The organism is Bradyrhizobium sp. (assembly GCF_035701725.1).
In the GTDB taxonomy this organism is placed as follows: Bacteria; Pseudomonadota; Alphaproteobacteria; order Rhizobiales; family Xanthobacteraceae; genus Bradyrhizobium.
Genome location: NZ_DASSRP010000008.1, coordinates 1 through 21,127, shown reverse-complemented (window position 1 = coordinate 21,127; position 21,127 = coordinate 1). Strand labels below are relative to the sequence as shown.

17 protein-coding genes are annotated in these 21,127 nt (G+C 64.0%); 8 read left to right on the top strand and 9 right to left on the bottom strand.

Features of this window, described 5'->3' with window-relative positions; all coding sequences use genetic code 11:
- The first annotated feature begins 161 nt into the window (after positions 1–161).
- From VFL62_RS00305 to VFL62_RS00285, 5 genes are all read left to right on the top strand, one after another.
- Entirely contained in the window at positions 162–1,232 is a 1,071-nt protein-coding gene (locus tag VFL62_RS00305) for a hypothetical protein (protein WP_325170381.1), read from the top strand.
- A 124-nt stretch (positions 1,233–1,356) separates the two neighbouring features.
- Entirely contained in the window at positions 1,357–2,898 is a 1,542-nt protein-coding gene (locus tag VFL62_RS00300; protein WP_325170380.1) for a hypothetical protein, read from the top strand.
- Between the two features lie 90 nt (positions 2,899–2,988).
- The gene (locus tag VFL62_RS00295; RefSeq protein WP_325170379.1) at positions 2,989–4,206 is read left to right on the top strand and encodes a flavin-dependent oxidoreductase; all 1,218 of its coding nucleotides are present in this window, start codon (positions 2,989–2,991) and stop codon (positions 4,204–4,206) included.
- A 41-nt stretch (positions 4,207–4,247) separates the two neighbouring features.
- Positions 4,248–5,642: an MFS transporter gene (locus VFL62_RS00290; RefSeq protein WP_325170378.1), complete on the top strand. Its 1,395-nt coding sequence runs from the start codon at positions 4,248–4,250 to the stop codon at positions 5,640–5,642.
- Between the two features lie 45 nt (positions 5,643–5,687).
- Complete coding sequence (locus VFL62_RS00285) at positions 5,688–5,852, top strand: hypothetical protein (RefSeq protein WP_325170377.1); 165 nt, start codon at positions 5,688–5,690, stop codon at positions 5,850–5,852.
- 225 nt (positions 5,853–6,077) lie between these two features.
- On the opposite strand, the gene VFL62_RS00280 is transcribed toward VFL62_RS00285, so the two are convergent.
- The 7 genes from VFL62_RS00280 to VFL62_RS00250 all read right to left on the bottom strand — a co-directional run bounded on the left by VFL62_RS00280 (position 6,078) and on the right by VFL62_RS00250 (position 15,815).
- Positions 6,078–7,283 carry a CoA transferase gene (locus VFL62_RS00280; RefSeq protein WP_325170376.1) on the bottom strand — a complete coding sequence of 402 codons (1,206 nt, stop codon included), beginning with the start codon at positions 7,281–7,283 and terminating at the stop codon, positions 6,078–6,080.
- A 113-nt stretch (positions 7,284–7,396) separates the two neighbouring features.
- Positions 7,397–10,483 (bottom strand): bifunctional proline dehydrogenase/L-glutamate gamma-semialdehyde dehydrogenase PutA, encoded by a 3,087-nt coding sequence (putA, locus tag VFL62_RS00275; protein WP_325170375.1) that lies wholly within the window; start codon positions 10,481–10,483, stop codon positions 7,397–7,399.
- Between the two features lie 58 nt (positions 10,484–10,541).
- A complete protein-coding gene (locus VFL62_RS00270) occupies positions 10,542–11,702 on the bottom strand; it encodes an OpgC domain-containing protein (RefSeq protein ID WP_325170374.1) in 1,161 nt (386 codons plus the stop codon).
- A 253-nt stretch (positions 11,703–11,955) separates the two neighbouring features.
- On the bottom strand, positions 11,956–12,276 hold the full coding sequence (locus tag VFL62_RS00265; RefSeq protein WP_325170373.1) for a cytochrome c: 321 nt from the start codon (positions 12,274–12,276) through the stop codon (positions 11,956–11,958).
- A gap of 19 nt (positions 12,277–12,295) precedes the next feature.
- Positions 12,296–13,498, bottom strand: a complete 1,203-nt coding sequence (locus tag VFL62_RS00260) for a molybdopterin-dependent oxidoreductase (RefSeq protein WP_325170372.1) — start codon at positions 13,496–13,498, stop codon at positions 12,296–12,298.
- A 157-nt stretch (positions 13,499–13,655) separates the two neighbouring features.
- Positions 13,656–13,907, bottom strand: coding sequence for a hypothetical protein (locus tag VFL62_RS00255; protein WP_325170371.1), 252 nt, complete (start codon positions 13,905–13,907; stop codon positions 13,656–13,658).
- A 180-nt stretch (positions 13,908–14,087) separates the two neighbouring features.
- A complete protein-coding gene (locus VFL62_RS00250; RefSeq protein WP_325170370.1) occupies positions 14,088–15,815 on the bottom strand; it encodes an adenylate/guanylate cyclase domain-containing protein in 1,728 nt (575 codons plus the stop codon).
- A 225-nt stretch (positions 15,816–16,040) separates the two neighbouring features.
- Between VFL62_RS00250 and VFL62_RS00245 the strand changes: the two genes are divergently transcribed.
- Positions 16,041–17,534 (top strand): glycosyltransferase family 39 protein, encoded by a 1,494-nt coding sequence (locus VFL62_RS00245; protein WP_325170388.1) that lies wholly within the window; start codon positions 16,041–16,043, stop codon positions 17,532–17,534.
- 6 nt (positions 17,535–17,540) lie between these two features.
- On the opposite strand, the gene VFL62_RS00240 is transcribed toward VFL62_RS00245, so the two are convergent.
- Positions 17,541–18,572, bottom strand: a complete 1,032-nt coding sequence (locus tag VFL62_RS00240; RefSeq protein WP_325170369.1) for a TIGR01620 family protein — start codon at positions 18,570–18,572, stop codon at positions 17,541–17,543.
- A complete protein-coding gene (locus VFL62_RS00235) occupies positions 18,569–20,038 on the bottom strand; it encodes a YcjX family protein (RefSeq protein ID WP_325170368.1) in 1,470 nt (489 codons plus the stop codon). The genes VFL62_RS00240 and VFL62_RS00235 overlap by 4 nt, the downstream gene beginning before the upstream one ends.
- A gap of 181 nt (positions 20,039–20,219) precedes the next feature.
- Here VFL62_RS00235 and trhA point away from each other — a divergent pair, with 181 nt between their 5' ends.
- Both trhA and VFL62_RS00225 read left to right on the top strand, forming a co-directional pair.
- Positions 20,220–20,915 carry a PAQR family membrane homeostasis protein TrhA gene (gene trhA / locus VFL62_RS00230; protein ID WP_325170367.1) on the top strand — a complete coding sequence of 232 codons (696 nt, stop codon included), beginning with the start codon at positions 20,220–20,222 and terminating at the stop codon, positions 20,913–20,915.
- A gap of 22 nt (positions 20,916–20,937) precedes the next feature.
- Positions 20,938–21,127: SDR family NAD(P)-dependent oxidoreductase (locus tag VFL62_RS00225; protein WP_325170366.1), on the top strand; the 190-nt coding region annotated here is incomplete at its 3' end.

Below are 21,127 nucleotides of genomic sequence, written 5' to 3'. Positions count from 1 at the left end.
CCAGCCGCCGCCGCATTCGTCCGCCGCCTGGCATGCCGGCCGCCGAGATGAACAAATCTGCAGGCAACAATTTCCTAAAATTTCGGTAACCGGCGGCCCAGGTAAGGATTTGGCAAGATATGAAAGTTACCAAATGGTCAATCTTTTAGGGAGAATTGACCGTGAGCGACCAAGCAGCCGAGCAGCCAAGCTCTGAACAGGGTTCCCTCAATTCTGGCGTTTCTCATCCGGCAGAGGCGGCGAGCGAGCCGGTGGCGGCTGCGGCCGCCGAACCCGGCGTTGCCGCGGAAGCGGCGGTGTCGGAGCAGTCCGTGCCCGAGCCATCGCTGTCTGAACCTTCAATCTCGGAACCGACGCGCGAGCCGCCGAAGGTCGAGGCTGTGAAGGCCGAGGCGAGCGCGCCCGCGCCAAAGGCCGAAGCGGATAGCGAGAAGATTTCGCACGTTCCCGCCAAGGTCATCGTGATGCCGCGTGGCGAGCGCGCCTGGACCGATCATGACATCCATGTCGAGGCGGATGAAAAGCCCGGCCTGCAAAGCGTTTTCGGCAAGCGCCGGATCGCGGCGGTCGCCGCGATGGTGGCGATGGCGACCGTTGCCGGGGCGTTCGGCGGGGGATTCGCGACCGCAACCTTCATGCATCGCGGCGGCGATGTCGCCGCGGACGCTGGCCAAAACAGCAGCCGCGCCTCGCTCGAGGCGTCGCTGTCGCGGATCGACGCAGATATTCAGGCGCTGAAGACCGGCCTCGATCACACCTCCAAGCTCGGCATGAGCCAGTTCAACAAGACCACCGACCGCCTCGACAAGCTCGAGCGCGCGCAGGCCGAACCTGCCGCCAAGCTCGCCAAGCTCAGCGAGGTCGTTGACAGGCTGCGCGCCGCGCCGGCCGCATCGCCGGTCGCTGCAACCGCGGCAGCTGCCACATCCTCCGTCTCGAAAGAGACCACGGGTTCGATCCCGCCTGCCCAGCAGCAGGCCTTGGCGGTCCCGTCTGCGCCCAAGACCGAAGCCAAGCTCGATGCGAAGCCCGAAGTCGGCCGTCTGCCGACAGTGGAGGGCTGGGTGCTACGTGATGTCGGCTATGGCGGCGCCGTGATCGATGGCCGCCGCGGCACTTTTGAAGTTTATGCTGGCGACATGATCCCTGGCCTCGGCCGCGTCGATGCGATCCGGCGTCAGGACGGCCGCTGGGTGGTGGTGACCACGCGCGGCCTGATCGTCGCGCGATAAAGGCCTTCATTCCGGTCTCGCGCCGGACGTGAAAGGCGGCGGTTGTCACAAGACAGCCGCCGTCTTTTTGTCTATGGCCTGAAGACTTCCGGAATGCGCCTTCCGGCGCGGTGTTTGTCAGGGCATGGGTTCCTTGCGTTATCTTCTCGCCGTCCTCGCGCTCGCTTTATCCCCGCTGAATTCCGCGCAAAGTGCGCCGCCGCTCGAGCGTGGCGCGGCGATCACCGATCCCTTGGCCTTGCGGGAACTTGACCGCGGGCTGTTTGGCCTGGCGCGGATGCTGTCGGCCTCATCGGGCGAGCCGCTGACCGACAGCGCGCTGTTTGCGCTGCCCGCAGTAGCGTCAATCCGAAAATCACTCGATGACGAATTCGAGCGCTACATCGAGCGGCACAAAAGCCGCCTTGCCAATGAGACCATCGGCGTCGGGCCGCAATTCGATTTTCAGCTTTTCGACCGCGAACAACTCTATTCTCAGGCGACGCGCTTTGTGCTCGCCGGAATCGTCAACCGGATGGATCGCGCGTTTGTTGCCCCTGACAGTTGCGGCGAAATCCGCTTGATCTACCGCCTGACGCAGATCGATGCGCCGCCGGTCGGCGATCATGGCGCATCGGCGCGGCTGCCGATGACGCTCAACCTCGTGCTGAAGGCGAGGGCGGATGGAAGCGCTGCCGCGCTCACCTGCGCGACCATCGCGCGCCGCTGGCTGGACACCGGCAACGCGCCGCTCACGGGCGCTGCGCTTGCGGACCGGCTGAGGGCGCCGGATGGGCCGCTCGCCTCGATCGGGCCGGGCAACATCGAGCGCATCGAAACCAATCTCCAGATTGTGCACGTCGCGCAATCGCCGCAACATGAATTCCGCACCGATTATTTGCTGAAGGTCTTCGATTACGACCGAAAGGCAAATGTGTTCGAAGAGGCGACGTTGGAAGACCAGATCGACCGTGAACGCCTGTTGTCGGACGAAAAACTCAAGGGTGAATTCAAGGCCTGGTTGCTTGATCCTTCGCATCTTGCCGAATTCGACCGCGGCACCGTGCTGATCCCGCAAGAATTTCTCGCCAAGGCGGCGATTGCGCCGATCCCGATCGGATTCTCGGCATCTCCTTCACAGCCTTCCTTCGGTCTGATGCAAGGCGAGGGTGACAATCCCGTCTTTTCGAACGCGGAAGTCGTCACGGCGCTGCAAAAGGCCGCCGCACGCGGCATCAAGTTGCAGAACATCCGCTCGGTCGCGGGTTTTGCGCGCCGCCTCAACGACATCACCTGCGCCGGATGCCACCAGACCCGCGGCATCGGCGGCTTCCATTTTCCCGGTGTCGACTGGATGGCGCAAAACCCAAACAATGCCACCATCGTTCCGGCCTCACCGCATTTCTTCGGTGACCAGGTTCGCCGCCGCGAAATCCTGACTGAAATCCAGGACGGCAAGGCGGTCGATTTCAGCCGCGGCTTTTCGGAGCGGCCGCAACTGCGCGGCAGCCACGAACTCGCCGGCACCGAATATGACGACGGTTGGGGCGCGCATTGCTATGGCGCGCGGCCCAAGGCGGCCGATAACGACAAGAGCTATACGGCCTGGGGCTGCGCCAAGGGGCTTTCCTGCCAGGTGATGAGCGAGGCCTCGCGGATGGGCATGTGCTTTGTCGGCAACCGGTGATCCGCGCGCCGTGCGCGACAGATTGACAGTAAGCTCACTAATCGTGTTTCATCCGCGCAACCGCACGGGTTGAAAAAGTGGGGAGGAAACATGGACGAGATCCTGATCGTCGGCGGCGGCATCGGCGGCCTGACCCTGGGGCTGGCGCTGCATGCGGCCAGAATCCCCTGCCGCATCTTCGAGACGGCGCCGGAGATTCGCGCCGTCGGCGTCGGCATCAACCTCTTGCCTCATGCCACCAAGGAACTCGCCGCGCTCGGCCTTGAAGCCGATCTCGCAAAGGTGGCGATTGCGACCAAAGATGCGTCGTTCTTCAACCGCTTCGGCCAGTTGATCTATCAGGAGCCGCTCGGGCGCGCGGCCGGCTATGACCATCCGCAATTTTCGATTCACCGCGGCGACCTGCAAATGGTCCTGCTCAATGCCTTCAAGAGCCGCGTTGGCGAAGACCGTATCCTTATCAGCCATCATTGCACCGGCGTGGAGCAGGATGAGGCAGGCGTCACCTTGCGCTTCGCCTCCGGTCAAAGCGTGCGCGGGCGCGCGGCGATCGCCTGCGACGGCATCAATTCGGTGATCCGCAAGCAGTTCTTTCCGAACGAGGGCGAGCCGCGCTACTCGGGCGTCAACATGTGGCGCGGCGTCACCCGCTGGAAACCGATCCTGTCCGGCGCGAGCATGACGCGCGCAGGCTGGCTCTCGCATGGCAAGATGGTGATCTATCCGATCCGCGAGGCTGACACCAACGGCTTGCAGCTGATCAACTGGGTTGCCGAGATCGAGACGCCGAACTATCGCCGGCGCGACTGGAACAGGGCAGGCTCGATTGACGATTTCATCGGCGCCTTCGCCGACTGGCATTTCGACTGGCTCGACGTGCCGGCCCTCATTCGCGCCGCCGACAGCGTGCTGGAATTTCCGATGGTCGACCAGGATCCACTGCCACGCTGGAGTTTTGGTCGCGTCACCCTGCTCGGCGATGCCGCGCATCCGATGGTGCCGCGCGGCTCGAACGGCGCGGGACAAGCCATCCTGGATACGCGGGCGATGACGACGGCGCTGTTGGCCGATAGCGATCCGGTCGCGGCCTTTGCCGCCTATGAGAAGGAACGGCTGGAGAAGACCACCCGCATCGTCCTGACCAACCGCACCAATCCGCCGGACGCGATTCTGCGCGAGGTTTATCAGCGCACCCACGACAAGCCCTTCAAGGCGATCGGCGACATCATCAGCCACGACGAACTGGTCGCGCTATCCGACAGCTACAAGCAGATTGCCGGCTTTTCCAAGGAAGCGTTGCGCGCCTAGCGCCGCGCTCAACGACGCTGCCGCAGAGAAAACACAAGACCATGTCGACAACGCCAGCAGACGACGCATCGACGGTCGAAGTTGCCGCCTTCATCGATGCGCAGCCGATCAGCGCCTTCCAGGTCAAGCTGCTCCTCGCCTGCGCAACCGTGCTGTTCCTTGATGGTTTCGACACCACTGCGATCGGCTATGTTGCGCCGGCACTGGCAAAAGAATGGAATCTCGGCAAGGGCGCGCTCGGCCCGGTGTTCAGCGCCGGCCTGTTCGGGCTGATGATCGGGGCGCTGCTGCTTGGCCCGCTGGCCGATCGCATCGGGCGCAAGAAGATCATCATTCTCTCGACGCTCGCTTTCGGCATCGGCACGCTCGTCACATTCCTCGTCAACGACGTGAGCGCACTGCTGGCGATCCGCTTCCTGACCGGGCTTGGTCTCGGCGGCGCAATGCCGAACACGGTCGCGCTGACCTCCGAGTTCTCGCCGCACCGCCGCCGCGCCACCATGGTGATGGCGATGTTCGTCGGCTTTTCGATCGGAGCTGCGCTCGGTGGTCTGCTCGCCGCGGCGCTCATTCCGGCGTTCGGATGGCGGGCGGTATTTGTTGTCGGAGGTGCAGCGCCGCTGATGCTGGTGCCGGTTCTGATGTGGCGCTTGCCGGAATCGGTGCGTTATCTCGCGTTGACCGGACAGGCCGACGCCACCGTCGCGAAGATGCTTGGATGGGTCAATTCGAAGGTCGTTTTCGCTCCCGGCACCCGCTTTGTGGTGAACGAGCCGGACTTGAAAGGCATTCCGGTTCAGCATCTCTTTACAGGCGGGAGAACGCTTGCCACGCTGTTGTTGTGGGTCGTGTTTTTCATGAGCCTGCTCGACCTCTATTTTCTGTCGAATTGGCTGCCGACGGTGCTCAATGACCTCGGCGCTTCGATTTCGACGGCTGCCGTGATCGGCTCAATGTTCCAGCTTGGCGGCGTGGTCGGCACCTTTGTGCTTGGCCGCGTCATCGACCGCTTCTCGTTTCGTGCACTGGCGCTGGTCTATTTCATCGCGGTCTTTGCGGTGGGCGCGATCGGCCAGCTCGGACATTCGTCCGTTCTTGTTACCATCGCGATCTTCAGCGCGGGCTTTTGCATCGTCGGCGGACAAATCGCCGCCAATGCGCTCGCTGCCGCGTTCTATCCGACCTCGGTCAGAGCGACCGGTGTCGGCTGGGCGCTCGGGATGGGGCGGGTCGGTTCGATCGTCGGTCCCTCTGTCGGCGGCATTCTGTTGAGCCTGCAATGGAGCGCCGGCGAATTATTCATGACAGCCGCGGTTGCGGCGCTGTGCGCGTCTCTGGCGGCGTTTTGGCTGGCGCGGATGGCGAGGCCAGGCGAACGCACCGGAAACGCTTGCGACCGGCCGCGGCTTGAGGCGATGACGCGAGCGCAGGCCTAGGTTAGATTGAGGTAACAGCTGGCCATCTGACGCGGGAGCTGCGCGGTGACCGATCCGACCGGAGAAAGCAAGGAGCGTAACCGCGAGATCGCCGCCAATGAGAGCGCGCGGCAGACCACCGGTTCCATTCGTATCAGCGTCTGGGCGATTGCGATCGCCATCATCATCGGCCTGATCGGGTTCGGCTGGGTGATGCTCGGCAACAAATAGACGTTGAACCGCCTGCCGAGCGCCCCCGATCAAGCGGATTCCGGAAAGTAGTGCAGCCGGTCGCGCGGCATCCTTACCATGCTCCTCTTCTGTCATGCGCGGACCTGATCCGCGCATCCATCCCTTTCAAGAAGTCATCTTTACGAAGCTGGATGGATTGCCGGGCGGAGGCGACGGAAGCGACGCCGCTCTTCGAACGGCTGTGCCCGGCAATGACACTCGGGTTTACGCCACGGCGCCGGAAGCCCTCAGCTTCTGGATCGCAGCCTCGTCGTAGCCGGCCTCGCGCAGGATTTCTTCGCTGTGCTCGCCGACATCCGGCGCGCGCCTCGGCCTGACCTTGTCGCTGCCGTCGACCCAGATCGGACTGTTGATCGTCAGCATGGTGTCGTCCGCGAACGGCACCAGCACGTCGTTTTCGAGCATCTGCCTGTCGCCTGGAATATCGTCGAGAATGCCGACCACGCCGAATACGAGGCCGTTGCCGTCGAGCAACTGGCGCCATTCGGCGAGATCTTTCGTCGCGAACACCTGATCGAAGATCGCAATCAGCTCGATCGAGCGGGCGTGGCGGTCTGTCTTGGTGGCAAAGCGCGGGTCGTCGATCAGATCGTCGCGCCCGAGCAGACGCGCCAGCGCCGGCCACTGCCTCTCTTCATTGAGCAGCGACAGGATCAGCCAGCGGCCGTCCTTACAGCGATAATGGTTGGTCACGGCATTGAGCGCGCGTTCGCGCGGCCGCCGCGGCTCGAACTTTGCACCGCATAATTTCGCCTGCGCCAATACGCCCGCCGCCCACAGGCCATTGGCCATCAGGTTCGAGGAAACGTGCGAGCCTTCGCCGGATCGTTCGCGCTTGTAGAGCGCGGTGACGATCGCACCATAGAGCGCCATCGCGCAGGGATGATCGCCCATGCCGGGCGTCGACCGCGCCGGCGTCGTGTTCTCGTCCGCGCGTACGAGATCCATCAGGCCCGATCGCGCCCAATAGGCGTTGCTGTCGAACCCGGGCTTGTCGGCTTCCGCACCTTTTTCGCCGTAGCCGGTGAAGGACGCGTAGATCAGCCGCGGGTTCCTCGGCTTGATATCTTCATACGTGATGCCGAGGCGCTTGCGCACACCGGGCGGAAAATTGGTGATGAAGACATCTGCCTCCGCTGCGAGGCGGTACAGCACCTCGCGCCCCTCCGGCTTGGAGAGGTCGAGCGCGAGGCTGCGCTTGTTGCGGCCTTCCAAAAGCCAGGCGAAATTGTGCGGGCTGGCCGGATAGCCCGGCAGCTTCGGCAGCAGCCGATAGGGGTCGCCGGTTCCCGGCGGTTCGATCTTGATCACTTCGGCGCCGAAATCCGACAGCACGGTTGCGGCTGCGGGTGCCGCGATGAAGCTCGCGCAGTCGAGTACCTTTAGACCTTCGAAGATGCCGCCCGCCATGAGCCGTTCTCGCCGTGTTTGTTGGATCTTATTCCGTGCGGTGGAAGTGCCCACGCCGGTTGCCTGCGGTATTTGATCGAACTCGTCAGTCGATGCAAGGCGGCGGCCGCCGGCTATTCCTCGCCGGACAACAGCGCGGCGTTGCCGCCAGCGGCGGCGGTGTTGATGGTCACAGTCTGCTCGGTAGCGAAGCGGGCGAGGTAATGCGGACCACCGGCCTTGGGACCCGTCCCCGAGAGTCCCGAGCCGCCGAATGGCTGCACGCCGACCACCGCGCCGATGATGTTACGGTTGACATAGATATTGCCGACCGCGAGCCGGTCGATCACGGCCTCGGTCATGTCGTCGATCCGCGAGTGAATGCCGAGTGTCAGCCCGTAGCCGGTGCGTTCGATCGACGCCAGCACTTCATCGAGCCGGCCGGCCGCATAGCGCACCACGTGCAGGATCGGCCCGAACACTTCCTCGGTCAGTTGCGCGGCGCTTGCAAGTTCAAAGATATGTGGCGCGACATATTGGCCAGCGGGGGCGATTCCCGCAAAGTGTACGCGCGCCTCGCGCCTCATCCGCGCGATGTGTGCCTCGAGCCGCGACTTGGCTTCAGCGTCGATCACCGGCCCGATATGAACGCTCGGATCGGCGGGATTGCCGATCTTCAATTCGCGTGCCGCGCCCGCAATCATCTCGATGACACGGTCGGCGACGTCTTCCTGCACGAACAGGATCCGTAGCGCCGAGCAGCGCTGGCCGGCGGAGCGGAACGCGGAGGCGAGCACGTCGTCGGCGACCTGTTCCGGCAGCGCGGTCGCATCGGCGATCATCGCGTTGATGCCGCCGGTTTCCGCAATCAGCGGCACGATCGGGCCATCCTTGGCGGCGAGGGTTTGGTTGATGGCGCGCGCGACGTCGGTCGAACCTGTGAAGACCACGCCGGCGACGCCGGGATGGGCGGTCAGCGCCGCGCCGATGCGGCCATCGCCGGGCAGAAGCTGCAGCGCGGCGGAAGGTACGCCGGCCTCGTGCAGCAGCCGGATCGCCTCATGAGCGATCAACGGCGTTTGCTCGGCCGGCTTCGCCACCACGGCATTGCCGGCCATCAGCGCCGCGGCAATTTGCCCCGTAAAGATCGCGAGTGGAAAATTCCATGGCGAGATTGCAACGAACACGCCGCGGCCGCGCAAGTTCAAATGATTGGACTCGCCGGTCGGTCCCGGCATGGTCTCGCTCGCGCCAAAGAGATCGCGGCCCTGTGTGGCGTAGTAACGACAGAAGTCGGCGGCTTCTCGGATTTCGGAGATTGCATCGTCCAGCGTCTTGCCGCCCTCGCGTTGCAATAGCGAGATAAAGTGCGGAGCGCGTTGTTCCAGAAGATCGGAGGCGCGTTCGAGATAACCGGCGCGCGTTGCTGCCGGTGTCCGGCTCCATGCAAAAAAGCCCGCGCGCGCGGCCGCCATGGCGGCGGTCACGTTCTCCACCGTCGCCTCGATCACGCTTCCAACCGGGATCGTCGGGTCGGCAATACAAAAGAGCTGGCGGGACGTGCCGGTAGCCAACTTGCCGTCGATCAGCGGGGCGGCCGCGAGGGGAGCGGTTTCCGCCGCGACCGAGGCCAGCAAGGCCTGCAATGCCGCGCGATCGCCGAATTCGAGACCGCGCGAATTTCTTCGCCGTGGCTGGTAGAGGTCGGCAGGCCTGGGAATATTGGAATGACGGGCGTTCGCAGGCGTGCCGATGACATCGGCCGGGCGCCGCAGCAAGGTGCTGACAGGGATCTTGTCGTCGGCCGCAAGCGCCACGAAGGAAGAGTTGGCGCCGTTTTCCAAAAGACGCCGCACCAGATAAGCGAGCAGATCGCGGTGGCTGCCGACCGGCGCGTACGTGCGGCAGGCGAGCGCCGGCCGCTCCGTGAGCAGCCGCTCGTAAAGCGCCTCGCCCATGCCGTGCAGGCGCTGCAACTCGAATCCGCCTTCATCACCGGCGCGTTCCAGTACGCTCGCAACCGTCAGCGCGTTATGGGTTGCGAATTGCGGGAACAATCGCGGCCGCAGCTTCAACAATTGTTCGGCGCAGGCGATGTAGTTCAGATCGGTCATCGCCTTACGCGTGAACACCGGATAATCGGACAATCCGCGTTCCTGCGCCCGCTTGATCTCGGTGTCCCAATAGGCGCCCTTGACGAGGCGCACCATCATGCGCCGGTTCAGCGCGGTTGCGAGCTCATGGGCGTGATCGATCACGGCGGCGGCGCGTTTCTGATAGGCCTGAATGGCCAGACCAAAGCCGTCCCAACCGGAAAGCGAAGCATCGGCAAGAGCGGCCGCGATCACTTCGAGCGACAATTCGAGCCGGTCGGCCTCTTCAGCGTCGACGGTGAGGTTGAGGTCGAAGGCTTTGGCGCGTCGCGCCAGATCGATCAGCTGCGGCACCAGCTCAGTCAGCACACGCTGCCGGCTCACCGCCTCGTAACGCGGATGCAGCGCCGAGAGCTTGATCGAAATGCCGGGCCGGTCGGGCAGGGGACGCGTACCGGCGCTGGCCCCGATCGCTTCGATCGCGCGCGCATAGGCGTCGAAATAACGCCGCGCGTCGTCCGCGGTGCGCGCGGCTTCGCCGAGCATGTCGAACGAGTAGCGCAGCGCTCTACCCGATTGCGCGCGCGACAGCGCCGCCTCGATGGTTTCGCCGAGCACGAAATGGCTCCCCATCAGCCGCATCGCCTGCCGAGTGGCAGCGCGCACGGCCGGCGCGCCGAGGCGCTTTACCAGCCGGCCGATGGTGCCGTCCGGCGTCTCGCCGGGCTGGATCACCCGCGCCGACATGCCAAGCGCCCAGGCCGAGGCGTTGACCAGGAAGGCGCTCGACTTGGTCTCGTGATGAACGAAATCGCCCTCGCCGAGCTTGTCCTCGATGAAGCGGTCGGCGGTGCGGGCATCCGGCACCCGCAGCAGCGCTTCGGCCAGCACCATCAGCGCCAGCCCTTCCTTGGTGGAAAGCGCGAATTCGCGCAGCATGTCCTCGACGCCGCCGAGCGGATCGTCGTTCTCGCGGATCGCCTCGATCAGGCGGCTCGCGGTCTGGTCGATCCGTGCTTCGCGCGCTTCGCTCAGCCGGGCGGCGCTCAGCAGCTTGCTTGCGATGGCGACGTCGTCTGCGGCATAGGGCGCCGTGAATGGGGCGAGGGTGGCGGGTTTGGAATCCATCGCAAGCTCCGAATCCGCCGGAGTTTACAATCAAGGCGCATTCAAAGAAATCGGGAGTCTAACCCGTCCGCAGCGAAGCGCCGCGGCCGATCTGCGCGATCGCGTGCCCGTCCTGACGCTTGGACCAGGCCACGTAGCTTGCCACCAGCGTCATGATGGCGAAACCGGCGACGCTGACCAGGATCTGCGCCAGCGGCGAGCCGGAACCGGTCACCAGCACGAAATGGCCGGCCAGCGAAAGGAACACGCCGGCGCAGAACACCGGCAGTGCCTGCTCGCCGCAGACGATCAGCGGCTTGAAGACCGGCCAGTCCAGGCCCCGCCACGTCTTCGGGATCAGGCGCGTGGCGAACAAGGCCACGACCGTGAAGTGCAGGATGCGGTAGGGCGCCAGGTTGGCCCGGTCGTTCGGAATAAACGCGTCATGCAGCCAGATCGGAAGCATATCGCCGAACGCCGGATATCGGCCGGCTATCGACATGGCGCAGGCAAAGAGAAGATAGGCCACGCCGAGATAAGCCCAGACCGGCGCTCGCAAGCGCGCGCGAAACCGGCTGACGCCGCCAAGCGCGCACCAGGCGCCGAGCACGAACAGCAATTGCCAGCAGAATGGATTGAAATACCAGCTGCCGTCCGGGAATGTCGACAAGGTCCAATCGAACTGACGCGCGGCGAGATAGAGCGCGAACGATCCGGCGAGCGCCAATGTGGGAGCGCGCAGCAGCAGCCAGAGGGCCGCCGGGAAATACGCCATCAGCAGCACCGAGAGCTGAAGCAGATCGAGATTCAGCGCCTTGGATTGCAGCAAGAGACCATGGGCGATAGTGCGGACCGGCGCTTCCAGAAGGCCGGTGACATTGAACTCGTAGATGATGTCGGGCGCGGCGTAGCGGGTGGCGACGTCGCCGATCGAAACGACGTAGATCGCAAACAGCACGATGAAGGCCGCATAAAGCTGCCAGGCCCGTTTCAACACCCGCGTTGCGCCGACGATGGCGCCGCGCTCCAGCATGATCGGGGCGTAAGCGAGCGCGGCGTTATAGCCGATGATGAAAACGAACATTTCGGCGGCGCCGCTGAAGCCGAGATGGCGCGGCGTCATCCAGCCCACCATGTCATTCGGCATGTGGTCCAGGAAGATGAACCAGTTCGCCAGACCGAGGAACAGATAGAGTCTCGTGTCGCGCGCATGGCGCACGAGGGCGGTGGTCGCATTCATGAAAGCTGGTTTCGCGTCGGGCGTTCTGCCGGGAATCGATAGCGTATCGAATTGGCAGTGCACTTAGGATTGTTCGCCGCGGCTTTCAACCGCGCTCGCCTTTATGTGAGGCAGAGGTGATCTGCCCTTCGCCGGCATGCTGAATGTCCGCCGGCCACACAAAGCCGTTAACGGCAGGAATATTTAGAATTCGTCAACCGAATCGGCGTGGCCGTTTCTTCGGTCTTTCCAGCCGTTAACGCTACCGATGCCCTCAATAGGTCGCGGCGAGATATTCGACGATCTTCGGCACGTCGGCTTCCGCAATTGGCGCGCCGTAAACCTTGATCATCTTGGTCACTTCGGCCCGCCAGAAATCCGACTTGAATTTCGGCCCGCGCGGCTGCGTCGCGATGTAGTCCGCCGAGTGGCAGCCCGTGCAATTGTTCATCACGACGTCGAGGTTCGGGCCCGGTTTGAAAGCCGCGGTTTCGGGCGGCAAGTTGTAGGAAATCGGCGCGGCGCTCGCGCCGTATTTCAGGATCAGGCCGAGCACGATGGCGAGCAGGATGGCAAACAGCAGCCGACGCTTCATGATCGAATTCCTATTCCGGTCAGGCCGCGATCACGCGGACGGTTTCGACGACATTGCGCAGGTAGCCGGCGGGATTCCAGCGCGGCTCCATCGGCTGCGTGTCGCCAGCGTTGTTGGTGGCGCGCACCCGCAGGTCGTAGTTGCCGGGATTGAGCTTGATCGGCAGCTTCCATTCGCGGAATGAATATCTGCCGAGATCGCGGCCGAGCCGGGCCGGCGTCCAGCTCGCGCCGTTGTCGGTGGAGACCGCGACCTCCTTGATTCCCTTGCCGCCGTCGAAGGCGATGCCCTTCAAGATGACCGGGCTGCGCGCTTTGACGTGGGCATTGTTGGCCACATTGGTGATGAACGAGCGGACCGTGAAGCGGTTGATCGGGATGGTTGCCTTCGGCGCCGTGCCCGGTTCGATGCAGCCGCAAGGCGTGTCCGGAATCCGGTAGGCCGTCTTCATCCAGAAGCCGTCAAAGACATTGTCGACGACGGTGATTTCGTTGAGGTGCTTGACCCAGTAGGTACCGTAATAGCCGGGCACCACGAGGCGGAGCGGAAAGCCGTTGAGCAGCGGCAGGTCTTCGCCATTCATGCCATAGGCCAGCATCACCTCGCCGTCGCGCGCATGATCGATATCGAGCGCCTTGACGAAATCCGGTGTCGTTTCCATCACCGGTCCGTCCATGCCGTTGAACGTCACCTGCTTGCTGCCTGCCTGCACGCCGGCCATGTCGAGCACGCTCTTGAGCGGCACGCCGCGCCAGCGGGCATTGCCCATCGCGCCGTTACCGAGCTGGCCGCCGGCGACCCGCGGATCGAACAGACCGCGGCTGTTGCCCGAACACTGAGCGACCGCGACCAGTTCGGTCGCCGGCATTTTGCGGATGTCTTTCAGCGATAGCTTGAGCGGCCGATCGACCTTGCCCTTGATCTGGAGGGTAAATTTGTCGGGGTCGAGGTTGTAGGGAATGTTGGCCAGATGGTAGCGGACGAAGAACGCGTTGTTCGGCGTGATCGGGCCGCCGTCAAACACCGAAAACGGGGTTTCGAGCTGTGGCGGACGGCTGGTCAGCCCGATCATCGGCCGCTTCTGCGGATATCTGACCAAGGGGCGCTCGCCATTGTCGAAGGGAAGCGTCACGGTATCGAGTGCGTAGGCCTGAGGCGCCGAGAATCCGGCGGTCAAGGCCAGGAGGCCGGTGCGTTTGAGCAGCTCCCGTCGGTCGATCATGGCGTTTCCCCTGACGTTTCTTGGGCTGGAAACCAGCTTTGTCGACAAGTGTGACATCGGGATGGCCTAAGTCAATTGCAGGCTCGAATGTGTAAAAATGCGACGCTCCGGCCGCGTCTTCGCGACCGGAGCCTCGGTATTGGCAATTCCGTTTGGATCAGTCGGCGCAGACGTTGACGGTGCGCCAGCGGTAGCCCCGCGGCGTAAGTACGCGCTGCGAGACGTAGCAGCTCTCGCTGACGACAGCGGCGTCAACAGCGGCGTCGACGAGACCGACAACGCCCCAGCCGCCAAAGTGATGATGATAGCCGCCGAAACCGATGGGTTTTGCGGACGCGGTCGAGGGCGCAAGGGCAGCGGCGCCGAGGGTCGCTGCGGCAGCAAAAGCAATGGTCAATTTGCGAAGCATGGTCATTCTCCTCAATTGCCGCGTGCAATTGGCACGCGCTGGTTGGACAATCAGTTTGCCCCCTTGCCTGTCAGTCGCGCCGTCGCAAAACGGGGTTCGAACCAAATCCGCTTCGGTTTGAGGATTTTTTCTGAAAGCTTGTTCAGCTTCGGGACATCGCGCCCGCGTGACGATGGGTCGTCAGGCGACGGCCCGAGCCGCATCTTCGAGGAGGGCCGACAAGGCGCCGGCGTGCTCCACGATACAGACGCCGGTCGGTCCGGTCCGGCCGCGGATTTCGACATCCTGCCGCGGCAGCGCATCGGTCGAAAGCCCTGCGGTTGCGCGCACTTCATCGGAGAAGATGACCTCGCAGCCGAGATTCTTGGTCATGTCCTGCAGCCGTGCTGCGACGTTGACGGCATCGCCAAGCGCGGTGAAGACCATGTGATCGCGGTAACCGATATCGCCGACGATCACCTCGCCGCCGTGAATGCCGATGCCGAAGCGGATCGGTTCGCGCAGATCGTTCTTGAGGAACCGATTGAGCTCCTCGATATGGAACGAAATGCGGCCCGCCGCCTGCAAGGCCTGACGACAGGCGGTCTGCCGGCTGGTTGCAAGGCCGAACAAAGCAAGCTGTCCGTCGCCTAGAAACTGGTTCGGCTGGCCGCCGCACTCGATAACCGCCTGGGAGACCGCGCCAAGAAAGCGGTTGACCACAAACACGGTATCGAAGGGCAGGCGGTTTTCGGCGAGCCTAGTCGAGCCGCGCATGTCCACGAACATGCTGACCAGATAGCGCTCCTCGCCGATATGCGAGGGACCATGCCGGGTTGGCGCGGCTTGCGGCGTGAAGATCTGGAAAAAGGAAAGATCGGTTTCCGGGCGGAGCTGACAGGCGAGCCGGATCGCGGGATCGGAATCGCCGACGCGGCTGAGGACGAAGGCTTCGCGGTTGGAAGGGCGCGGCAGAGCGGCGTGGTCGCCGATCACGCGGATGCGGCAGGTCGAGCAGCGCGCGCGTCCGCCGCACACGCTGGCATGCGGCACCTGATGGCGCAGGCTGGCCTCCAGCACCGAGAGGCCTTTCGGCACCCGGATGCTGCGGCCATTGCCGTATGAAAGCGTGATCATGCCGACCCGCCGCTCGTTGAGGGCGCGAACGCCGCGCGCCGCCAGCACGAGGCCAAGCAGGCCGAGATAGCCGATCAGAAAATATTCGCTGATGTCTTCGAGCACATCGGACTGGGCGGTGGTGCCGGTCCTGTCGGGTGAGAGATTGGCAGCGCGCCACTCGGCGCGCTCGCTTTCCCGGGCGATGGCGCGGCCGCCTTGATAGAGACCGAGCAAGGCCAGCGTCGGCACCAGCACCGCCGCGGCCAAGAGGAACGGCGCAGCTTGCCTGAAGAACCCGCGCATCCGCAGCCAGAAATACAGGCCGATGCTGCCGTGGATCCAGGAAATGATCAGAGCCGACAGCGTCAGCCACACCCGGAACGGAAACACCACCCAATATCCGTAAAGCACCTGCGGATAGAAGCGGTCGAGGCCGAACAGCGTGTGACCGAGCCGCACGCCAATGACGTGGGCGGCGATCAACGCCGGAATGCTCAGGCCAAGCACAAGTTGCAGCGGCTCGATCGCCTTCCAGCGGAATTGCCGGCGCTCGTAAAGCGCCCAGATTCCAAGGCCGCCATGGATCAGCACCGCGGCGTAGAAAACCACCGCGACGGGCAAGAAGCGCCAGAACAACAGGTGATAGTGCAGGCCCCAGGCCATCGCCTCCAGCGAGATATTGCCGAGCGCGTGGTTGAGGAAATGGCTGACCAGATAGCAATAGAGGATGAGGCCGCAGACAAGGCGGACTTGGCGGAGGCTGACCCCGCGGAGGAGCTTTCCGGTTCTGCGCAACAGAGGTTCGCTCATGCCGATCCACTGATTCCCGTACTTCTCGAAATTAGCGGCTAATTCCGTCCTGTACGAGAGGTGGTGCGTCCAACTGCGAACATAGGCAAGCCGGACGTCAGGGCCGGTTGACACTGTTCCCCGAGCGGGGGAGAAAGCGCCGTGACGTTCCAGGGCAGCATCTCAGGAAAAGCGGAAAACTCATCCATTCCCCCATGGCTTGGCGTTGTCGCGCTGATCGTGGCGATGACGCTGATGCGCGGCGTCTATGCCGGCCTGCTCGACCTGCGGACCGACGAGGCCTATTACTGGACCTGGTCGAAGGAGAACGTGCTTTCGTTCCTTGACCATCCGCCGATGGTGGCCTGGCTGGTGCGGATCGGCACCGCGATCTTTGGCGACACCAATTTTGGCGCGCGCTTTGCGGGCCTCGTCGCCATGCTGGCGACCGAGGCCTTGCTCGCCGATCTCGTCTGGCGCGCCACGCGCGATCTTCGCGCGGTTGCGATTGCGGTGCTGATGATGGAGGCCTCGCTCTATTTCGGCCTCTTGATGACCAAGATCTCACCCGACGTGCCGCAGGTTCTGTTCGTCACGGCGATGGTCTGGGCGCTGGTCCGGCTTGCCGTGAGCGGCGAGGCGCGATGGTGGCTCGCGGCCGGCGTGTTCGCCGGCCTTGCCGCGCTGTCGAAATTCACCATTGCCCTGATGATCCCGGCGGTGCTCGCCTTCGCCTTGGTGCCGCGTTGGCGCAGTCGATGGCTGCGCAGTCCTTATCCCTACATCGCAGCCTTGCTCGCGCTCCTGGTGTTCATGCCGGTCGTGATCTGGAACATGCAGCACGATTGGGCGTCGTTTCGATTTCAGGCGGTTCGTGCCACCTCGGCGACAGTGGAGCACGCATGGTCGCTGCGCACCTTCGGCGAGTTCGTCGGCTTGCAGTTCGGCCTCGTCGGATTCGTGCTGTTGCCAGTGGTCTTGACCGGCGTCGTCCTGACCGCGTGGCGTGCGGTGCGCCGCCGCGACGAAATTGCCATCCTGTTGTCGACAGCGGTGATCGTTCCCTTTGTTTATTTTCTCTGGAAATCATTGAGCCTGCGCATCGGCGATACCTGGCCGACGCTGATCTGGCCGCTTGGTTTTGCAGCGGCCGCCATCAATCTCTCGATGCTGTCGAAGGAGGGGTGGAGCGCATCATTCGTCGCGATGTCGTTTCGCTGGGCCAACATCGCGATCGCCTCCGGCGTCGCCTTCGTGATCGCCGTCTGCATCTACTATCTCGCGCTGCCCTATAATTTCATCGGCCGCACCGATCCGGTGGGCGGCGAAGCAGGCTACGAGGCGGTCGTCGCCGGGGTCGAGACCGAGTTGCAGAAGACGGGCGCAAGCTGGATCGCGACCACCGACTACCGTACTTGCGCGATGCTGCGCTGGTTCTTCAGAGATCGCATACCGGTGGTGCAGCTCAACGAGCGCGGGCGATATCAGGGTTTTGCCGCGCCGGATCTCAGCCGGATCGCGGGCCATGCCGGGCTCTATGTCGCCCGCGAGCCGGAAAACAACCCGTCCATCGCATTGTGGGCGTCGATCCCGGCGAGGCGCGAGCCGCTGACGCGGGTCGATCGGGTCTGGCGCGGCATCGTGATGGATAGCTACGCGATCGAAAGATTCACCGGCTGGACGCCGGAGCTGTCGCCGCCACGGGACTCGCCGCTGTTCGGCTGGCGCTGGCTGGCGTAGCGAAGATTACTTCTCCTCTTCCCCGCGCTGGCGCAGCAGGTCCTTGGCGAGATCGGTCAGCGATGGCCGCGGCAGCGCCGTGAATGGCAGCGGGCGGGTGACGTCGATCGCGGCGAGCCCGAGCCGCGCCGTCAACAGTCCGTTGAGAAATCCTTCGCCGAGGCGTTGAGACAATTTTGCGGTCAGCCCATGGCCGAGTACCGTCTGAATGACGCTGTCGCTCGCCGCCATGCCGCCGGTAATCGCCAGGTGTCCAAGCACGTGGCGCATCAGCTTGATCATGCCGAGCGTGCCGGGCCGCCCGCCGTAAAGCAGCGCGAGCTGCCGGATCAGGCGCAGCGAGGCCGCAAACACGAAGGCGACGTCAAACAGTGCGCGCGGGCTGATCGCCGTGACCAGCGAGACGCGCTGGGCGGCGGCTGAAATCAGCAGCCGTGCTTCCTGATCGAGCGGGCTCATCAGTTCGCGCTCCGCGAGGCGGATCATGTCAGCGCCGTCGATGATGTCGCCGGCGTGATGGGTCAGCGTGGCGCGGGCGCGCGCCAGATGCGGATTGGCGTGCGCGATCTTCAACAGATCGCGCACCACATCGCGGCTGGCATTTCGATCGTCGCTTGCGATCACCGCCGCCGCGCGGTGGTGTAACTGCTCGATCGTCGACAGGCGCATCAGGCCGATCGCCTCGCGGCCGGCGATCACCAGAAATGACAGGATCGCCAGCGCGGTCAGTGCGAGGCCGAGCACACCGAGACTGTCGCTCCTTGCAAACAGGTCCTCGATCAGGCGCGCGACGCCAAGCCCGGCGCCGAGCAGCACCAAGCCGCTGACCGCGCCCCAGAACAAGGGGCCCCAGCGAAAGCGCGGCTCGGGCGGCGCGAGGGTCGGCTCGATCGCAACCGGCAACTGCGACGCCTCGATCTCCGGCGTGACATGAACCGTGCCGCGCGCGGGGCGACCCTCCTCGTTCGGATCGGTCACGATCACGTTGGCGTCGTCGAGCTTGAAGATCGCCGGCCGGCGATAGGGGCGCTCGCTCATTGCAGTCGGTCTCCGATCAGGAACTGCATCGCCCGGTCGAGGCGGATGTGAGGCATTGTCGCGCTGTTCTCGCCTTCCGCGGAGAGGCGCGGCGGCCGGAAACGCAGGAAGCGGAAGTCGGTCACCTCGCCATGTCCACCGGCGAGGCCGCGGAAAGCATCCTCGTTCTCGAACAGGGTTTGCGGATCCTCGGGAATTTCGCCGGGGAAGGTAGCGACCTCCGTCTTGCCGTCAAAGAACTCGCCATTGGCGGATTCGCCGGCGATCGGCGTTCCCAGGATCGAGGGCAGGGTGTCGCGACCGCGGGTCACTTGTGCCTCGCGCGTGGTGCGGACGGCGGCAAGCGCCACCACGTCGATGGCAGCCCCGGTGTCCTCGGCCCGCGTCACGGCGCGCGCGACCGCGCGGCGCAGCACGGCCTCGAGACGGTCATGGCTGGAATGGTGCAGGTGGTCCGCCTTGGTCGCGGCGAACAGGATACGATCGATCCTGGGCCGGAACAGCGCATTGAGGAACGTGCCGCGGCCGACGCGGAAACAGTCGAGAATGCCCGACAGCGCCGCTTCGAGATCGAACAGCGCGCTTGGTCCCGAATTGAACGCCGCGAGCGCATCGACCAGTACGATCTGGCGGTCAAGCCGCGCAAAGTGATCGCGGAAGAACGGCCGCACCACGACATCCTTGTAGGACTGATAGCGCCTTCGCATCATCGCCCAGAGCGATCCGTCCGGCGCATTGCCGTCTTCCGCCACCTCAAGCGGCGCGAAGGTCAGCGCCGGCGAACCGGCAAGGCTGCCCGGCATCAGAAAACGGCCCGGCGGCAACAGGCTCATGGAAAAGCGCTCGTCCCGGCAGTCGCGCAAATAGTCGGTGAACAGCCGCGCCGAGGCGAGCGCGGCTTGCTCATCCGCCGGAGCCTCGGCGTTGAGGCTCGACAAATGGGCGTGCCAGGCGCTGGCGAGGGGAAGCCGTGCCGCACCGCGCGACAGCGCGAGACTCTCGCGCGACCATTGCTCGTAAGTCTTATTGAGCAGCGGCAGGTCGAGCAGCCATTCGCCAGGATAGTCCACGATGTCGAGGGTGAGGGTGCGTTCGGCGCCGTTCTGGCGCTGATAGTCGATCACCAGCCGCAATTCGCTGATGTCGACCGTTGAGCTTGGCCAGGCGCGATCCGCGATCAGGGTCTGAACGTGGCGCTCGTAGTCGAAGCGCGGCACGGCATCGTCCGGTTGCGGCTCCAGACGGCAGCGGGCAATCCGGCCCGAGGCGAACGGCTCGAAAACCGGAAACCGCCCGCCACGGGTGAGGCCGTGGATCAGCGCCGTGATGAACACGGTCTTGCCGGCCCGTGAAAGTCCGGTGACACCAAGCCGCAGTGTCGGGTTGAAGAGGCCCTCGCTGAAATCCATCAGCGCGCGCGCCGAAATGCGCGCCTCTTCCACGATGTCGGTAAAATCAAAAGCCATGCGTCAGGGAGGGGAAACCCGGCCGAAAACGGCAAGTTTAATTAAAGCCGGCCATAAAAGTGGCGATTAGCGGACCAAAATCAAGCTTCACATTTACGTCGCGATTGCCGCTTATCCGCTTAGGAGATCATTGACACTGATCAAGGTAGCATCTGCTTCTTTGAAGAACCCTGTACCCGCTATGTCCGTCTTCAGATTGAAACAGATCGCCTCGAACTCGGCCCACGCGGCGGCCGATGCGATCAGGTGGAATTATGACCGCGCTGAGCTGATTGCCGACGGCATCGTTCACGGCATCGGCGTCTTCAGCGGCATCACCGCCGCGACCGTTCTGGTCGTGCTGGCCGCCGTGTTTGCCTCGGCCTATGAGATCGTCACCGTGTCGGTCTATGCCGCAGGGCTCTTGGCGATGCTCGGATTTTCCGCCGCCTATAATCTCTGGCCGGTATCGCCCCGCAAATGGATCTTGCGGCGGTTCGATCACTCGGCCATCTACGTGCTGATCGCCGCGACCTATACGCCGATCTTTGCGCAGTTGCAGGACCGGGTGTTTGCGATGTCGCTGCTCGCGGGCGTGTGGGGCGTAGCGGCGGTCGGCATCGCGATGAAGCTGGCCTTTCCCGGACGGTTCGATCGCCTGGCCGTCGGGCTTTACCTCGCGATGGGCTGGAGCGGGCTGATCGCCTATGACGCCGGCCTGTCCTCGCTGCCGACCGTGGCGCTCTGGCTCATTCTCGCCGGTGGCCTGCTCTACAGTTTCGGGGTAATCTTCCACGCATGGCAACGCTTACGGTTCCAGAATGCGATCTGGCATGGCTTCGTGCTGATGGGCGCGGCGTGCCATTACACCGCCGTGCTCGACCTGGTTCTGGCGTAAGCTCAATCATTCTGGCCCTGCGATGCAGGTGAACGGCAAGATCGTCGTCGTCACCGGCGGCGCCAACGGCATTGGCCGGGCGCTGTGCGAGGCCTTTCATCGCGCCGGCGCCGCCAGGGTGATTGTCGCCGACATCGATGTGACTGCGGCGCGGAGTGTTGCGGCGGCGATCGACGGCGCGGCGTTCAAATGCGACGTCGCCCAGGAAAAGG

What these genes read in the sequence shown, in the direction of transcription:
- VFL62_RS00300 (WP_325170380.1), top strand. Translation starts at nt 1,357, where the DNA reads ATGGGTTCCTTGCGTTATCTTCTCGCCGTCCTCGCGCTCGCTTTATCC.
- VFL62_RS00295 (WP_325170379.1), top strand. Translation starts at nt 2,989, where the DNA reads ATGGACGAGATCCTGATCGTCGGCGGCGGCATCGGCGGCCTGACCCTG.
- VFL62_RS00290 (WP_325170378.1), top strand. Translation starts at nt 4,248, where the DNA reads ATGTCGACAACGCCAGCAGACGACGCATCGACGGTCGAAGTTGCCGCC.
- VFL62_RS00280 (WP_325170376.1), bottom strand. Translation starts at nt 7,283, where the DNA reads ATGGCGGGCGGCATCTTCGAAGGTCTAAAGGTACTCGACTGCGCGAGC.
- putA (WP_325170375.1), bottom strand. Translation starts at nt 10,483, where the DNA reads ATGGATTCCAAACCCGCCACCCTCGCCCCATTCACGGCGCCCTATGCC.
- VFL62_RS00270 (WP_325170374.1), bottom strand. Translation starts at nt 11,702, where the DNA reads ATGAATGCGACCACCGCCCTCGTGCGCCATGCGCGCGACACGAGACTC.
- VFL62_RS00265 (WP_325170373.1), bottom strand. Translation starts at nt 12,276, where the DNA reads ATGAAGCGTCGGCTGCTGTTTGCCATCCTGCTCGCCATCGTGCTCGGC.
- VFL62_RS00260 (WP_325170372.1), bottom strand. Translation starts at nt 13,498, where the DNA reads ATGATCGACCGACGGGAGCTGCTCAAACGCACCGGCCTCCTGGCCTTG.
- VFL62_RS00255 (WP_325170371.1), bottom strand. Translation starts at nt 13,907, where the DNA reads ATGCTTCGCAAATTGACCATTGCTTTTGCTGCCGCAGCGACCCTCGGC.
- VFL62_RS00250 (WP_325170370.1), bottom strand. Translation starts at nt 15,815, where the DNA reads ATGAGCGAACCTCTGTTGCGCAGAACCGGAAAGCTCCTCCGCGGGGTC.
- VFL62_RS00245 (WP_325170388.1), top strand. Translation starts at nt 16,041, where the DNA reads ATGACGCTGATGCGCGGCGTCTATGCCGGCCTGCTCGACCTGCGGACC.
- VFL62_RS00240 (WP_325170369.1), bottom strand. Translation starts at nt 18,572, where the DNA reads ATGAGCGAGCGCCCCTATCGCCGGCCGGCGATCTTCAAGCTCGACGAC.
- VFL62_RS00235 (WP_325170368.1), bottom strand. Translation starts at nt 20,038, where the DNA reads ATGGCTTTTGATTTTACCGACATCGTGGAAGAGGCGCGCATTTCGGCG.
- trhA (WP_325170367.1), top strand. Translation starts at nt 20,220, where the DNA reads ATGTCCGTCTTCAGATTGAAACAGATCGCCTCGAACTCGGCCCACGCG.